13 protein-coding genes are annotated in these 16383 nt (G+C 45.2%); all 13 read right to left on the reverse strand.

Annotated features, from left to right (window positions below):
* Positions 1–274: 274 nt before the first annotated feature.
* Positions 275–1510: a M16 family metallopeptidase gene (locus AA84_RS0113605; protein ID WP_028977656.1), complete on the reverse strand. Its 1236-nt coding sequence runs from the start codon at positions 1508–1510 to the stop codon at positions 275–277.
* A 249-nt stretch (positions 1511–1759) separates the two neighbouring features.
* A complete protein-coding gene (pnp, locus tag AA84_RS0113610; RefSeq protein WP_028977657.1) occupies positions 1760–3880 on the reverse strand; it encodes a polyribonucleotide nucleotidyltransferase in 2121 nt (706 codons plus the stop codon).
* Positions 3881–4108: 228 nt separating this feature from the next.
* Positions 4109–4378 carry a 30S ribosomal protein S15 gene (gene rpsO / locus AA84_RS0113615; RefSeq protein ID WP_028977658.1) on the reverse strand — a complete coding sequence of 90 codons (270 nt, stop codon included), beginning with the start codon at positions 4376–4378 and terminating at the stop codon, positions 4109–4111.
* A 156-nt stretch (positions 4379–4534) separates the two neighbouring features.
* A complete protein-coding gene (locus AA84_RS0113620) occupies positions 4535–5485 on the reverse strand; it encodes a bifunctional riboflavin kinase/FAD synthetase (protein WP_028977659.1) in 951 nt (316 codons plus the stop codon).
* Between the two features lie 41 nt (positions 5486–5526).
* Positions 5527–6450, reverse strand: coding sequence for a tRNA pseudouridine(55) synthase TruB (gene truB, locus AA84_RS0113625; RefSeq protein ID WP_028977660.1), 924 nt, complete (start codon positions 6448–6450; stop codon positions 5527–5529).
* A gap of 44 nt (positions 6451–6494) precedes the next feature.
* On the reverse strand, positions 6495–6842 hold the full coding sequence (rbfA, locus tag AA84_RS0113630) for a 30S ribosome-binding factor RbfA (protein WP_028977661.1): 348 nt from the start codon (positions 6840–6842) through the stop codon (positions 6495–6497).
* 16 nt (positions 6843–6858) lie between these two features.
* Entirely contained in the window at positions 6859–7140 is a 282-nt protein-coding gene (locus AA84_RS0113635) for a DUF503 domain-containing protein (protein ID WP_028977662.1), read from the reverse strand.
* On the reverse strand, positions 7137–9386 hold the full coding sequence (infB, locus tag AA84_RS0113640) for a translation initiation factor IF-2 (RefSeq protein WP_028977663.1): 2250 nt from the start codon (positions 9384–9386) through the stop codon (positions 7137–7139). Before infB ends, AA84_RS0113635 begins: the two co-directional genes overlap by 4 nt.
* Positions 9387–9390: 4 nt before the next feature.
* Complete coding sequence (locus AA84_RS0113645) at positions 9391–9711, reverse strand: YlxQ family RNA-binding protein (protein ID WP_028977664.1); 321 nt, start codon at positions 9709–9711, stop codon at positions 9391–9393.
* Positions 9698–9985 (reverse strand): RNase P modulator RnpM, encoded by a 288-nt coding sequence (gene rnpM / locus AA84_RS0113650; protein WP_028977665.1) that lies wholly within the window; start codon positions 9983–9985, stop codon positions 9698–9700. The genes AA84_RS0113645 and rnpM overlap by 14 nt, the downstream gene beginning before the upstream one ends.
* A gap of 13 nt (positions 9986–9998) precedes the next feature.
* Positions 9999–11153 (reverse strand): transcription termination factor NusA, encoded by a 1155-nt coding sequence (gene nusA, locus AA84_RS0113655; RefSeq protein WP_028977666.1) that lies wholly within the window; start codon positions 11151–11153, stop codon positions 9999–10001.
* 159 nt (positions 11154–11312) lie between these two features.
* The gene (rimP, locus tag AA84_RS0113660) at positions 11313–11783 is read right to left on the reverse strand and encodes a ribosome maturation factor RimP (RefSeq protein WP_028977667.1); all 471 of its coding nucleotides are present in this window, start codon (positions 11781–11783) and stop codon (positions 11313–11315) included.
* A 118-nt stretch (positions 11784–11901) separates the two neighbouring features.
* Positions 11902–16212 (reverse strand): PolC-type DNA polymerase III, encoded by a 4311-nt coding sequence (locus tag AA84_RS0113665; protein WP_028977668.1) that lies wholly within the window; start codon positions 16210–16212, stop codon positions 11902–11904.
* Positions 16213–16383 lie beyond the last annotated feature (171 nt).

The raw sequence follows: 16383 nt of genomic DNA on the forward strand, positions 1-16383 counted from the left end.
GCCAGAGCCCCTCCGCTTTGATTCTTGGCCAAGACACTGGGCTATTGGTTTGAAGACAGGGCAAATTCTATACTTTCTTTCCCTGTAAGAAAAACCGGGCAAAATACGCCCGGTCCTTACTTCCGCAGGATGCGGTGGCTTTCGCGTTGCATACAGGACGTATGCGCACTTAGCGAAAGTTCTAAAAGCTAAACTCTCTATAATCGAACAAAAGACTCGACGTTAAGTCATGTCGAGTCTTTTGTGATACGTTCTATTCCATTGAGCTGTCGATTCAGAGAGTGCCTGGCATTTTGCCGCTTGGACTGACAATCGAGCAAGCGTAAGGTTGTTCAAACACGTGTTGGGCCGTCTTTTGAACATCATCAATGGTTACAGCATCAATTAATGCAACCGTTTCATCAATACTGCGTTCTTTTCCCAGAACCAATTCATTTTTTGCATTACGTCCCATTCGCCCATTCGTACTTTCAAGCCCGAAAATGAGACTTCCATTAATCTGTGCTTTGCTGCTTTCAAGTTCTGCTTCTGAAATCCCTTGATCGACAAATCGATGGATGGTATCCAGCAATGCTTTTCCGAGATCATCGATTTGATCAGCGCCTGTGCCGCCATATACAGTAAGCAAGCCGCTGTCTTTAAACGATGAGTGAAAAGAGAACACCGAATAGGCAAGCCCGCGCTCTTCGCGTATTTCTTGAAACAACCGACTGCTCATCCCGCCGCCAAGCGCATTATTCATTACCATAAGCGGTGCTAATTCTCGGTCATGGTTACTGTAACCAGAAAATCCTAGACAGATATGCGCCTGTTCTGTTTCTTTCTTACGGGCAATCTTCCCGGGATTAAAACAAGGCACAGCCGATCGTTCCGCCGATTGCACACTACCAAAGTCAGAAAAAAGAGCTTCGATTTCTTGGACGATCCCTTCGTCTGCATGACCTGCAACGGAAATCACGACATGATCCGGCGTATAGTGGGTACGCATATAGCGGCGCAGTCCATCGGGATCAAAGCCTGCCAAAGTTTCGCGAGTACCCAAAATCGGAAAACCGAGGGGATGATGGTTGAAGCTTACCGCATTCAATAAATCATGAACAAGATCGTCTGGTGTGTCTTCATACATCTTGATTTCCTCGCCAATCACTTGCTTTTCTTTTTCCATGTCCTGCTTTTCAAACTTGGAATTGAAGAACATATCGGCTAGCACGTTTACCGCAAAGTGTGCATCCCGATCCATGACCTTTGCATAATAACACGTGGTCTCCTTTGAGGTGAAAGCATTGACCTGTCCGCCAATTTTATCAAAAGTCTCCGCTATATCGCGTGCAGTACGCGTTTTGGTGCCCTTAAAAAGCATGTGCTCAATAAAATGAGAAATTCCATTGTTTGTATGGTTTTCAAATCGTGTGCCTGTTCCTACCCATATTCCAATGCTGACCGAACGAACATTTGGAATATTTTCCAGCAGTATACGCACACCATTCTTTAATGTTTTTTTGCTTATCAAAAATTGTTCCCCCTGAACTCGTAGATCGATCGCACGCTAAATACTATATCACGATCAAAAAATGGCGACAAACCATTAATCCGCATCTGTTCCAGGTTAGCCTGGCTTTTGTTTACCTTTCATGTCTTGAAAATTATATGTGTATTTATTGGTATCATACAATAAATTAATCGTTCTGCTGAAATTCCTCAATAAAAAAAGCAGGGATATCCTGCTGAAAATCATCCTGCTTTCATAATTCAATGATGGTTATTCTTTATTTGCTGTTGCCTCTGACGGCGTCAACAGCGCCTTGCGCGAAAGTTTGATGCGGCCGTGCTGATCCACTTCAATCACTTTAACGCGAACTTCATCTCCAATCGAGACCACGTCTTCTACATTGGTGACACGTTTTGTATCCAATTCAGAGACATGAATTAATCCGTCAGTATGACCAAACAAGGAAACAAATGCACCAAATTTTTCAATTCGTTTGACCTTGCCGACAACTATTTCTCCAACATGAGCGACGCGAACCAAATCCTCAATGATCTGTTTTGCTTTACGTGCATTTGCTTCATCAATTGAGAAGATCTTAATCGATCCATCTTGTTCAATATCGATCTTTACGCCAGTTTGTTCAATGATCTTGTTGATCACTTTTCCACTGGATCCGATGACATCTCTAATTTTATTAGGATTAATCTGCATCTGGATAATTTTCGGTGCATAGCGGGCAAGATGATCACGCGGCGCCTCGAGCGTTGCCAAGAGGGTTTCCATGATTTTCATACGCCCTGCTCTCGCCTGTCTCAGTGCTTGGCTTAAGATTTCCCGAGTAACTCCAGAAATTTTGATATCCATTTGTAACGCGGTAACCCCTTTTTCCGTACCCGCGCATTTAAAGTCCATATCACCAAGCGAATCTTCCATACCCTGAATGTCCGTGAGTACAACCACGTGATCGCCGTGTTTCACCAAACCCATTGCGATCCCTGCGACAGGCGCCTTAATCGGTACGCCGGCATCCATCAAAGCTAACGTACTCCCGCAAATACTTGCTTGAGATGAGGATCCGTTGGACTCAAGTACTTCGGACACGCAACGAATCATATAGGGGAATTGCTGTTCATCGGGAATAACCGGTGCCAAGGCGCGTTCACCAAGTGCACCATGACCAATTTCTCTCCGTCCTGGCGATCGAGTTGCTTTCGCTTCTCCGGTACTGAATCCTGGAAAATTATAGTGGTGCAAAAACCGCTTGCTTTCCTCAGCGTCAAAGTCATCGAGTGTTTGCGCCTCACTGAGCGGTGCAAGCGTGCAAACACTCAGTGCTTGAGTCTGTCCACGCGTAAAAAGTCCTGACCCGTGAGCGCGCGGAAGAATTCCGACACGTGCCGACAACGGACGGATTTCATCAACTGCCCGGCCATCCGGACGCAGATGTTCTTCAACGATCATCCGCCGAACTTCTTCTTTTAAGACAGTATGTAGAACATCTTCAATGAGCATACGATCGATTGGCTGATCGCCATTGTTCTCTTCTTCAAGTTTGCTCAATACGCGTGCGTTAACCTGCTGAATTGCTGCATCACGTGCTTGCTTTTCTTCTACACGCATTGCCTGATTTAAGGGCTCGGCAGCCATAGCACGAATTTGGTCTTCGAAAGCCTTATTTGCTCGGAACAGCGTAACTTCCATTTTTTTCTTCTCATTTTCCGAGATTATTTGCTCTTCAAAAGCAATGACTTCCTTAATTTGTTCGTGAGCAAACAGAATGGCATCAAGCATGGTTTCCTCAGGAATTTGATCTGCGCCTGCTTCTACCATATTAATTGCCTCTTTCGTACCGGCAACTGTTAAATGAAGATCGCTTTTCTTTTGCTGATCAACCGTCGGATTCACGACAAATTGACCGTCAACTCGTCCAATTATCACACCGGCGATCGGTCCGAAGAACGGAATATCTGAGAGTGACAGTGCAAGCGATGAACCAAGCATGGCCGCCATCTGTGCACTGCTGTCCAAATCAAGGCTCAGAACCATATTGCCGATCACGACCTCATTTCGAAACCCGTCTGGGAAAAGTGGACGAATTGGGCGATCAATCAAACGTGCAGACAGCGTTGCTTGATCGCTCGGCCGACCTTCTCTTTTAATAAATCCGCCGGGAATCTTCCCCACCGCATAAGCGCGCTCATCGTAATTGACGGTTAAAGGAAAGAATGAGCCTTCTTTTGCTTCTTTGGAAGCCGTGACTGTAGACAGCACCACCGTGTCCCCATAAGAAACAAGAGCTGCACCATTCGCTTGTTTCGCGAGCTCGCCGATTTCGATACGCAACGGTTTTCCCGCCCAATGCAATGAATAGACTTTTTTATCTGATCGCATATTTATAACACCTCTTTCCCCATGATCAAACGAGGCTGTCTCAAAAGGTTATCCCGTGTTATGCTGCGCAGCAGTTGCTCGAACAGACAGCCACTCTCACAGGCGTCTCGCACTTAACCTCTTCCTATAAAAAGAGAGTTCCAAGTCCACAGACTTTTGAGACAATCTCTCTAGAAGTTTTCCCTTAATATGAATAAAAAGCGGGAATGCTCCCGCTTCTTTGCTTTCTTATCGGCGCAGGCCCAATTTGTTGATGAGCTCGCGATATCTTTTAACGTCGTTTTCACGAAGATATGTGAGAAGATTACGACGTTTCCCAACCATTTTCAGCAGTCCACGACGAGAATGGTGATCCTTCTTGTGCTGCTTCAAGTGGTCGTTCAAAGTGTTAATCTGCTTTGTCAGTACAGCGATCTGTACTTCCGGTGAACCCGTGTCGTTTTCATGAGTAGCAAACTCATGAATCAGGTTCGTTTTTTCTTCTTTTGTCAAAGCCACTTGCATTCACCTCCCAATCTAAAATCCCCTCAAGCTTCGCTGCCGCCGGTGGCGCGTACAGCCAAGCATGGGTTCTTATGACGATTTAAATCGTACTGATTTATAATACACGTTTTAGCTATTAATTTCAAGCATCAACGGGCAATAATTTTATGATCATTTATTTTTGTGGAAATAAGCGCGCGTGTCTGCCTTATCTTTCTCCATTTGCTTAATTAAATCATCGGCACTGTTGAACTTCAGTTCTGGACGCAGTCGTCTGTACCATTTAATGCCAACTTTTTGATCGTACAAATCGCCGTTAAAGTCAAGAACATGGACTTCAACCGTTTGAATGGCAGCTTCATGGCTATAGAAAGTTGGACGTAATCCAACACTACAAACCCCATTTAAAGCCTTCCCGTTCACGATCAATTGAACAATATAGATACCGTTAGCTGGGATCAAATAAGCCGCATCTTTTTCCACATTCGCTGTCGGAAAACCGAGCGTACGTCCGCGTTGGTCACCGTGAACCACCGTTCCCGTAGTTTGATAGGGTCGGCGCAGAAGTTCAGAAGCCTCCTCAACCGCCCCTTTTTTCATAATTAGTGATCGAATACGTGTCGAACTGATTTTCTCACCGAACAGTTCAACTTTTGCGACCGTTGTATAGCTGAACATACTACGTGAATACTCGCCAATATTGTCCATATTCCCCATAGCTTTGCGACCGAATGTAAAATCGTATCCAGCAACAACGTGCTTTGCATGAAGGCGAATCAAGTACTCGTCCACAAAATTTTGCGGCGACAGTTGACTGAGTATCCGATCAAATTTTACAAAATAGACTGTGTTCACGCCAAGCTGCTCGAACAACTCCGCTTTAGCCGCGTTGGGTGTCAGTTCTGCTTCCCGTTTTGAATCAGGACGCAAAACAACGGAAGGATGGGGGTAAAAGGTCATGACTGCAGCTTCCATGCCTTTTTCCTCAGCAATTTGAACGGCGGTCTTAATGACTTTTTGATGGCCCAAATGTACACCATCAAAGTAACCCAATGCGATTACTTTTTCCTTGCCGTCCATTTGTTCGATAAACGGTCGGCCATCTAAATAAACACACTCCATAACAGGCACCTTCACTTCTTGTAAACTCAAATTCCCGATTCTTACGAGAGGACAGTCGAACTGTTTGCAAGAACCTTCTCCGGTTTTAACATTTCCGGTTTCTCCGGATGACGCCGATAGATTGCCAGACATTCACTGTGACTCGAAAAAACCGCATAAGGTCCGTCTCCAAATCCCTCTGGGGCTGTAAGTAATGCCCCGTGAACGACTCTTTCCGCCGTCTGTTGATCAACAACCCAGTGATCCATGGAGCGTAAAGCAAATTCAAGTGGTTTAAGTGCTGATTCAAAAGTGTCCTCTTGAATGAATCGCTCAATTTCTTCAAATGACACACAATCTCCACTTGAGAAAGGACCCGCTTGGATTCGCGTCATGTGGTGTAAATGCGCCGGATAGCCCATTCTTCGTCCAACATCAACGGCAAGCGTACGAATATAGGTACCTTTGCTGCATGCCACTTTAAACGGAATATCCACAGAAAAAGATGCAGCATCGCTGTCCAAATCGAAATGATAAATCGTAACATGACGCACAGGCGGTGTCACTGCAATTCCCTTACGCGCATATTCATAGAGCTTGCGACCATTGACCTTTACCGCACTGTACATCGGAGTCGTCTGCTCGATATCCCCAACAAAACGGGACAAAATCTTTTCAACATACGCGCGATCAAGACGTTTTTCAACAGGCTTTGTTTCAATCACATCGCCTGTTGCATCTTCAGTTGTTGTTGATGAACCGAGACGGATCACACCCTGATATATTTTACTATAGTCTAATAAATATTGGGCGATTTTTGTTGCTTTTCCAAGACACAAGACTAAAACACCGTCGACGGCCGGATCAAGTGTTCCGGTATGACCGATCTTACGGAATTTCAGCAGTTTTCTAAGCTGAAAAACACAATCATGTGATGTCATACCCCTTGGCTTGTAAAGCGGCAACAAACCATTATACTCCGGCATCGCTCATCCTCCCGATTTTCATTCCTGTGAACGTTCCCACATCGTTAATCTTTATGATGCAGTTTATTAATAAGCTGATCAATATGGCTTCCGTATTCCACCGATTCATCAACTTTAAAAGAAATTTCAGGCGTTTTCCGCAGACGAATTCGTTTTCCAATTTCACTGCGTACAAATCCCTTGGCTTTATTCAATCTTTCTAGTGACGCCTGTTTCTTATCCTCATCACCGAGGACGCTGATATAGACAGTGGCTTCCTGAAGATCGCCGGTCACATCAACGCCGGTCACCGTGACAAACCCGACGCGTGGATCTTTGATCCTGTTTCCGATTATATCGCTCATTTCTTTTTTCATCTGTTCGGCGACGCGATGGGTCCTTAAGTTAGCCATGGGGTCACCCTCCTTCTTAAAACCATTCATAAATTGTATGAACACGTTCGATTTCTGTTCTAAAATCAACCAAAGAAAGTGCGCGTGAAAGCTCGTGTTCAACCGCAGTACGTGCGCTGCCCACACAGGCAAAGGCAAGTTCGGTGTGTTGCCACGCATCTTGATAAGCGATTTCACTTGCAGACAGGTTGTGCCCGTGCACCGCTTTTCGAAGGATACTTTGAACAACAGACCGCTTCTCTTTCAGAGAGTGTGCACTGAAAAGGATGCACTCGCAGCGGACAACGCCAACGATCATTTCGGTTTGACTTCTTCCATCACATAGGCTTCCATTGTGTCGCCTTCCTTGATGTCGTTAAAGTTTTCCAGTGTCACACCACATTCAAAGCCTGCTTTGACTTCTTTAGCATCATCTTTGAATCGCTTCAGTGTGTCCACATTGCCTTCGTAAATGACAACCCCGTCACGAACCAACCGGATCCCGGCGTCTCTTGAGATGAGACCGTTCGTCACATAGCATCCGGCGATCGTGCCGATTTTCGATACTTTGAATGTTGTTCGAACATCCAGCTGTCCAATCACTTTTTCTTTGTATTCAGGATCTAGCATACCCTTCATTGCTGCTTTGATTTCATCAATTGCATCATAGATGACACGATACAGACGAATATCAACGTTTTCTTCTTCAGCAACTTTTTGTGCATGATTATCCGGACGTACGTTAAATCCAACGATAATTGCGTTAGAAGCTGAAGCAAGAATTATATCCGATTCACTGATTCCGCCTGCTCCGGCATGAATGATGTTCACTTTCACACCGTCAACATCAATCTTCTTCAAGGAACCGGCCAATGCTTCAACCGATCCTTGAACATCCGCTTTGATAACCAGATTTATTTCTTTCATATCGCCTTCTTTGATCTTTTCAAACAGATCGTCAAGGCTAACTTTATTCGTCGTTTGCTTGCGTTCGGTAATCAGCGCACGTTCTGCTCTGACTTCGCCAATTTGCCGTGCTTTTTTCTCGTCATCAAACGCAGCAAATTGATCACCGGCATGGGGCACATTATTTAATCCTGTGATTTCCACCGGTGTTGAAGGGGTTGCCTTCTTTACACGGCGACCAACATCGTTGACCATGGCGCGTACACGGCCATAGGTGTTGCCGACAACAATGGGATCACCAATATGCAGTGAACCGTTCTGAACCAGCAAGGTCGCAATTGGCCCTTTTCCTTTGTCCAGCTGCGCTTCGATCACAGCCCCTCTTGCTTTCTTATCCGGGTTTGCTTTACATTCTTCCATTTCAGCAACAAGCAGAATCATTTCAAGCAGTTCATCAATGCCCGTACCCTTCTTGGCGGAAAGTTTGACGAAAATCGTGTCGCCGCCCCAATCTTCAGGAATCAGTCCTTGTTCGGACAGTTCCTGCATGACATGGTCAGGATTGGCATTTGCTTTATCAATCTTATTAACAGCGACAATAATCGGTACCTTAGCTGCGCGGGCGTGATGAATCGCCTCAATGGTTTGTGGCATAACCCCATCGTCAGCAGCAACAACTAGGACAGTAATATCGGTAATCTCAGCACCGCGCGCACGCATTGTCGTAAACGCAGCGTGGCCTGGTGTATCTAAAAATGTGATCTTCTTCCCATCATGTGTCACTTGATAAGCACCGATATGCTGCGTGATTCCTCCGGCTTCTCCTGCCGTTACTTTTGTATGGCGAATGGAGTCCAGCAAAGTTGTTTTTCCATGATCAACGTGGCCCATAATCGTAACAACCGGCGGACGGACAACGGCAGTTTCTTCATCGATTTCCAATCCTTCATCTTCAAAGCTTGCTTCGTCGACAACCACTTCATCCTCGACGGCAACGCCATAGTCCGCTGCAAGCAGTTCAATTGTTTCTCGTTCAAGGTCTTGATTCTTGGTGGCCATAACGCCTAAGGCCATTAACTTTTTGATGATATCGGTAGATGGGCGTCCCAGCTTTTCAGCAAACTGTCCAACCGTCAGCGACCCGGATAAAGTGATTTTTTCCGGAAGCTTGATCTCAAGATTTTGGCGGTTGGTTTGTGCACCGCCTCTTCTGCGATTGTTACGATTCCTTCCGAAGTTTCGGCGGCCGCCATTGTTATTTCGACCGTTTCCACCAAAACGATTTCGCTCATTATTATTATTATTATTCGAGTTTTGATTACGCCCGGATGATCTTCTGTTGCTGCTTTCTCCGGAGCGATTGCTGTTCGTCCTTGAATTGGTTTGCTTATTTTTTACATGTGAAGTTGTTTGATTTGGTTTCTTTTCTTTAGTTTTTGTTTGATTCACTTTACCCTCTGCTTTACTTTTATTCGTTATATTTTGTGCAGATGCTCCTGCATTGCCATTCATTTTTCGATCCAATTGACTCATCGCGTTATCGGCGATGATTGACATATGGCTTTTGACTTGAATGCCAAGTTCTCCCAATTTTGCTATAATAACTTTACTTGATACATGATGCTCTTTAGCATATTCATATACACGCATTTTACTCATATATTCACCCCCGTGATGATGGTCCGATCCTTTCGATCAGCTGGCCTGCGAATCCACTATCTGTGACCGCAATGATCACCCGCGAAGGTTGACCGATCGCCTGGCCAAGCACCTCTCTATCCGGTACGGTCAAAAGCGGAACGTGATAATAATCGCACTTATTCGTGATTGTTTTCTTTGTTCGGTCGGAAGCATCCGCTGCCAGTAAAACTGCCTTAGCCTTATTCTGACGAATTAACCGCAACACCGTTTCTTCGCCAGAACTCACCTTACCTGCTCGTTGTGCAAGGCCAAGAAATGATGCCCATTGATTATGATTGGGCATCTTCCGGATGAGCCTCCAGATAAGTATTCATTTCTTCGAAAACATGATCTGGTACGGCAACGCCCAAGTGTCTTGTGAGCAGGTTTTTGTCTTTTGCCTTTTGAATACAAGACACTTTTTTAGAAAGGTAAGCGCCTCGTCCATTTTTCTTTCCCGTTAGGTCAAGGGATACATCGCCTTCTGGCGAACGAACAATACGAAAAAGAGCCTTTTTTTCAGTGGATTCCTGGCAAACAATGCATTTGCGCATTGGAATTTTCCGCTGCTTCGGCATGAAAATCGCCTCCTTAATCTTGCTCGTTATCCGGAGATTCGTCCGTCTCAAATTCCGCTGATTCTTCGGCAGCTTGATCTTCTCTTCCAGTTTCTGAAGACTCAGAAGCGGATGCTTCATCGAATAAACCAAGTTCTTCTGCCTCGGATTCGCTCTTAATGTCAATTTTCCATCCTGTCAGTTTTGCAGCAAGCCGGGCATTTTGTCCGCGCTTACCAATTGCAAGTGAAAGTTGATAATCCGGAACGATAACTGTAGTCGCTTTTTCTTCTTCATGAACAATCACTTTAATGACTTTAGATGGACTGAGTGCATTCGCGACATAGATGACCGGATCTTCAGACCAACGAACAATATCAATTTTTTCACCCTTCAATTCATTGACGATCGTTTGTACGCGAGCGCCTTTTTGCCCAACGCAAGCACCGACAGCGTCCACTGCCGGATCTTCTGCATGAACGGCAATCTTTGAACGGTCACCGGCTTCACGCGAAATCGATTTAACTTCCACAGTGCCGTCGTAGATTTCCGGAACTTCCAATTCGAAGAGACGTTTCAACAGCCCTGGATGAGTACGCGAAACCGTAATCATCGGGCCTTTTTTGGCATCTTCGACTTTGGTTAAGTACACTTTAATGCGGTCATGCGGATGATAGGTTTCATTCGGCATTTGTTCTGACTGCGGCAGTAGCGCTTCAACACGTCCAAGGTCAACATAAATGAAACGATGATCAATGCGTTGGACAATTCCGGTCATAATATCGTCTGCACGATCAATGAATTCTGAATAGATCACGCCGCGCTCTGCTTCACGAACGCGCTGCGTCACGACTTGCTTCGCGGTTTGAGCGGCAATGCGTCCAAAATTTCTTGGCGTTACTTCAATTTCAACCGTGTCTCCGATTTGGTAGTGCGAATTAAGACTTTTCGCTTGTTCCAGCGAAATTTGAAGGTTTTTGTCCTCAACCGCTTCCGCAACTTCTTTCCTCGCATAAACTTTGATTTGTCCTAAACCTTCATTAATATCTACCCGCACATTCTGTGCCTGGTCAAAATTGCGTTTATACGCTGAAATTAATGCTGCTTCCAAGGCATCAAGCAAAACTTCTTTACTGATTCCTTTATCTTTTTCCAGTGCGGTGAGCGCTTCGATTAAATCACTGCTCATTTTGTTCTCCCCTTCTTTTACGGCAGTTCTTTCTAACTTACCGGCTGCATCAGCTTCTGTTGTTATTATTTGCTATGTAATCGGTTCGCTTCCCGCCAAAGGTCAAATGCGAACAGATTCCCATTCAAAGCAAGCAACACAACCTGTAAAAAGCCTATTTTAAAAGATGATCGCAAGGCGACTGCTGGCAATCTTGTCAAAAGGAAGCGTCACATGAACCACTCTTGTTTTGTCCTTGATTGCAAGTATAACGTAATCCTTGTTCACTTCAGTTAATTTACCTTCAAATACTTTATTGCCCTCGATCGGTTCATAAGTGGTCAAATGAACATCTTTTCCCACGGCCTTTTCGAAGTCTTCATACCGCTTCAGCGGACGCTCGGCACCCGGTGAAGAGACTTCCAGAAAATAGGCTTCTTTTATTGGATCCTTTACATCAAGTGCCTCGCTCAGTTTTTCGCTGACCTCAGCGCAGGTATCTAGATCGACGCCGGAAGGAGAGTCGATAAAAACACGCAAAAAGCGGTTTTTCCCCTCTTTGACATATTCTATATCAAAGAGTTCCAGATTCATTTCTTGTAGAATCGGGGAAATCAACTCATCGGCCATCTTTGCGATAACGCTAGCCATTTTCAGCCTCCTTTTGAAAATGAAAGAGTGGGAAAATCCCACTCTTTGAGACGAACTATTTCCAGTATTTCCATAAACACTATATCATACCCGTCTAATCTAGGCAAGAAAAGCCAGGTCAGAATAGCGATAATTGATTTGCGTCGGGCATTCCTTTCAAGCAACCTTGACCGTCAAGATATTCAAGAATTGTCTTTGAGATTTTGGCTCGGCGCTGCAAGTCTTCTTTCGAAAGGAATTCACCATCTTCCCGGGATTTGGCAATTGCCTTAGCAGCATTAGTCCCGACACCGGGAATTGCATTAAATGGTGGGATCAGCGTATCCCCTTCTACCAGAAAACGTGTTGCATCCGAACGATATAAATCGACCGATTGGAAACTGAGTCCGCGTTCGCACATCTCGAGTGCTACTTCAAGCACAGTCAGCAAGCTCTTTTCTTTTGGCATCGCGTCATTGCCTTTTTTCTCAATTTCATCCATTTTTGCCCGTATCGCATCGGATCCTCTTTTCATCACATCGACATCAAAGTCATCCGCGCGCACACTGAAATAGGTTGCATAGAACAGAATCGGATAATGCACTTTGAAATAGGCGATGCGGAATGCCATTAAAACATAAGCTGTTGCGTGTGCTTTCGGGAACATGTACTTGATTTTAAGGCATGAATCCAAATACCAACCCGGTACATCGTTTTCCTTCATCTCAGCAATCCATTCGTCATTTAACCCTTTTCCCTTTCGCACGGACTCCATGATTTTAAATGCGTGTGACGGCTCAAGGCCTTGGTGCATCAAGTCGATCATAATATCGTCGCGGCAGGAAATGACATCGCGAAGCACGCAGGTCCCATTTTCGATCAACACTTGGGCATTGCCCAGCCAAACATCAGTACCGTGAGACAGGCCTGAGATTTGAACCAACTCAGCAAAGGTTGTTGGTTTCGTGTCTTCGAGCATCTGCCGAACAAAGCGCGTCCCAAATTCAGGAATACCTAGGCTGCCGGTTTTGCAGCGTATTTGTTCTGGAGAAACGCCCAGGGATTCCGTTGAACTAAAGATTTTCATGACTTCTTTGTCATCTTTAGGAATTGTTTTCGGATCGATTCCGCTCAGATCCTGCAGCATACGAATAACGGTTGGATCATCGTGCCCGAGTATATCCAATTTCAAAATGTTGTCATGGATTGAATGAAAATCAAAGTGTGTCGTTTTCCATTCGGCCGTTATATCATCGGCCGGATATTGAACCGGAGTAAAATCGAAGATCTCCATATCCCTTGGTACAACGACGATACCGCCAGGGTGCTGACCGGTTGTTCGTTTTGCTCCTGTGCATCCTGCTGCAAGACGATCACGCTCTGCTCCCCGTAGGTTTTTGCCCGTGTCTTCTTCATATCCTTTTACATATCCGTAGGCCGTTTTGTCGGCAATCGTGCCGATTGTTCCGGCTCGGAATACTTTATCTTCACCGAAAAGTACTTTCGTATAATTGTGAGCAACCGGCTGATAGTCTCCGGAAAAGTTCAAATCAATGTCGGGAACTTTATCCCCCTTAAAGCCGAGGAACGTTTCAAAAGGTATATCATGCCCTTCCTTTGTCATCTTTGTTCCGCATTCAGGACAAGCTTTATCCGGAAGATCAAACCCACAGGCAACCGCGCCATCGGTAAAGAACTCAACATGATGACAATTCAAACACAGATAATGCGGCGGAAGCGGATTAACCTCGGTAATCTCAAGCATTGTCGCCACGAGCGACGAACCGACCGATCCACGTGATCCTACAAGATAACCATCGGAGAGTGACTTCTTCACCAATTTATGGGCAATCAAATAAATGACGGAAAACCCGTGTCCGATGATACTTTTTAGTTCTTTCTCAAGCCGCTTTTCGACCAGATCTGGAAGTGTCTCACCGTAAAGTTTATGTGCTCTGCCGTAGGTCTTTTCTTTAACTTCGTCTTCGGCGCCGTCAATCGTTGGTGTATATAACTTGTCCTTGACCGGTAATACTTCTTCAATTTGGTTAGCAAGTGCATGAGGATCACTGACAACAACTTTTTCTGCCTTCTCTTCACCAAGAAAGCTCATGCAGCCCAGCATTTCATCCGTTGTTCGAAAATGAACATCCGGCTGCGTCTGACGATTGAGCGGATTCCCTGCTTGAGAGCCGATCAAAATCTTACGGTAGATTTTATCATGGCTGTCCAAATAGTGAACATCTCCAGTGGCAACCACCGGTTTGTTCATTTTCTCACCCAGCTTTACAAGCTTGATCATAACATCTTTGAGCGCCAGTTCATCGCGAACGATCCCTTTCTCGACAAGATGTTGATAGTTGGACGGCGGCTGAATTTCAATGTAATCATAGAACTCAGCGACTTTTTCTGCCAGTTCCGCCGACTTCTGCATCATCGTTTCAAAAAGTTCGCCCTTGTCGCAACCGGAACCGACCAGAAGGCCCTCTCGATATTTCGTCAACAACGAGCGCGGAATTCTAGGTACGCGATAAAAGTATTTAACATGTGAAAGCGAAATCAATTTATAGAGATTTTTAAGTCCGATTTGGTTCTTCACGAGCAGAATAATATGCGATGGCCGAATCCGATCAAGATTTCCTTTACCAAGATTATCATTTAATTGATCGTGATACTGCATGCCTTTTTCAGCAGCGTCCTTCAGCATCTTCCAAGCAAGATAACCCGTTGCTTCCGTGTCGTAGATGGCCCGGTGGTGATGGGTAAGCTCGATGTTAAAGGCTTTACACAACGTATCGAGCTTATGGTTTTTAAATTCAGGGTAAAGAAAGCGGCCCAGTTCGAGTGTATCAATAACTGGATTGTCCGCTTTTTCATACCCAAGCTTTTGGTAGGCAGTATTTAAAAAACCCATATCGAAGGTCGCATTATGCGCCACAAGCACTGCATCCCCTGCAAACTGCTTAAACGCCTGGACAACCTGATCTGCATCCGGTGCGTCAGCAAGCATTTCATCCGTTATACTGGTTAACTCAATGATTTTCTGAGGAAGCGGATGATGCGGATTTGCAAATTGATCAAACTTTTCGAGCACCTCACCGTTTTTAATCTTAACTGCGGCAAGCTCGATGATCGTGTCATAAACCGCGGATAATCCAGTCGTTTCAACGTCAAAGACAACGTAAGTTTCATCAGCAAGCAACCGGTGCGCTAGATTATAGGCAATCGGTACACCATCATCAATAAGATTAGCTTCAACACCATAGATTACTTTAACGCCGTTTTTCTGTCCGGCGGCATAGGCTTCCGGATAAGACTGGGCAACCCCATGGTCGGTAATCGCAATCGCTGAGTGCCCCCATTGTTTCGCTCGCTTGATCAAGGCCGACGCCGTAACCACTGAATCCATCTGGCTCATAACCGTGTGCGCGTGAAGTTCGACGCGCTTATGCCCCTCTGGAGCTGTATCTTTTTTTACATGAGGGGTGATCTCCTCGATATCATTAGCGATCATCACCAAATCTCTGGCAAAGCTGTCATTCTGCACACCGCCGCGCACTTTTGCCCACATTCCTTTATGCATTTGGGCAAACTTTGCAGCATCTTCTTTGTCTCTGGAAAAGACTTTGACCATGAGCGAATCGGAATAGTCGGTTATTTTAAACAGCAGCAGCGTACGGCCACTGCGGAGTTCTCGTATCTCGGAATCGAAAATATATCCTTGGATGGTTATGCGCCGTTCTTCGTCCTGAATCGTCTCGATGGATACCGGTTCATCATGAATATCATAACCGATCTTGAATGGTCCATCCGGTACATCGCCGGCCGCATCCTCAGCGTCCTTCTTTTTCTGCATTTCAATCATTGCTTGAACAACTTTCTGCTTATCTTCTGCATCTCTTTGTTTTACAAATGAGTCATAAGCCTTCGTTCGTTCTTCTGAACTGACTTTAATTTCAAGCGAGATCGGTGGAAACCCAAAAGTACGCAACTTCTCGTTAAGTACCTTGGGCAATTTTCTTTTAATAAGCCCTGCTTCTGTATCGCTCGTCGTTGAAATCATCAGCTGCCGTTCATTTAATTGCGGATTTTGCCGCTGCAAACATCCTTTTAATGCTGGGAATTCATGACACAGGCGTTCGCAAACCGGCTGCCAATAATCGGAAAAATAGTGTTCGGCACGTGAAGCATCACGGACGTGCACTGTAAAAGTAATTTGCGATACGACCGACTGAAAGTGCGCTTTCAGTCTTTCTTCCAACCATTCATAGACTTGATAGGGGAGAATTCCGTCAAGGAGAAAGTCAAAATGCCAACGACGTTCCGAACGGAAAACAGATAGCTTGTCGATTTCACCATGCGTAAAATAGCGCTCCATCCACTCTGTCGGCACCTCAAGATGTTTGAGCAATAGTTCAAATCGATCCGTTCCGGCTGTTGTACTCGTCATCACTGCTCGTCTCCTTTCTTTCTACAATTCTACTAAAACTATTACTGAAATGCCATTGATTCTCGTATTCTGCGAAACACAAATAAGAAAAACCGGGCAAAATACGCCCGGTCCTTAATCTCCAACCATGTGTGATGGACTCGTGTCTTTTCGGTGCTGAATCGCCGCTTC

This window comes from Sporolactobacillus terrae DSM 11697, from assembly GCF_000648615.1.
Taxonomy (GTDB): Bacteria; Bacillota; Bacilli; order Bacillales; family Sporolactobacillaceae; genus Sporolactobacillus; species Sporolactobacillus terrae.

Bases quoted from the DNA above. Each gene is read 5' to 3' on its own strand.
- AA84_RS0113645 (WP_028977664.1), bottom strand. From the start codon at position 9,711: ATGCCCAATCATAATCAATGGGCATCATTTCTTGGCCTTGCACAACGA.
- rbfA (WP_028977661.1), bottom strand. From the start codon at position 6,842: ATGGCTAACTTAAGGACCCATCGCGTCGCCGAACAGATGAAAAAAGAA.
- truB (WP_028977660.1), bottom strand. From the start codon at position 6,450: ATGCCGGAGTATAATGGTTTGTTGCCGCTTTACAAGCCAAGGGGTATG.
- pnp (WP_028977657.1), bottom strand. From the start codon at position 3,880: ATGCGATCAGATAAAAAAGTCTATTCATTGCATTGGGCGGGAAAACCG.
- infB (WP_028977663.1), bottom strand. From the start codon at position 9,386: ATGAGTAAAATGCGTGTATATGAATATGCTAAAGAGCATCATGTATCA.
- AA84_RS0113635 (WP_028977662.1), bottom strand. From the start codon at position 7,140: ATGATCGTTGGCGTTGTCCGCTGCGAGTGCATCCTTTTCAGTGCACAC.
- rnpM (WP_028977665.1), bottom strand. From the start codon at position 9,985: ATGCCGAAGCAGCGGAAAATTCCAATGCGCAAATGCATTGTTTGCCAG.
- rimP (WP_028977667.1), bottom strand. From the start codon at position 11,783: ATGGCTAGCGTTATCGCAAAGATGGCCGATGAGTTGATTTCCCCGATT.
- nusA (WP_028977666.1), bottom strand. From the start codon at position 11,153: ATGAGCAGTGATTTAATCGAAGCGCTCACCGCACTGGAAAAAGATAAA.
- AA84_RS0113665 (WP_028977668.1), bottom strand. From the start codon at position 16,212: ATGACGAGTACAACAGCCGGAACGGATCGATTTGAACTATTGCTCAAA.
- AA84_RS0113620 (WP_028977659.1), bottom strand. From the start codon at position 5,485: ATGGAGTGTGTTTATTTAGATGGCCGACCGTTTATCGAACAAATGGAC.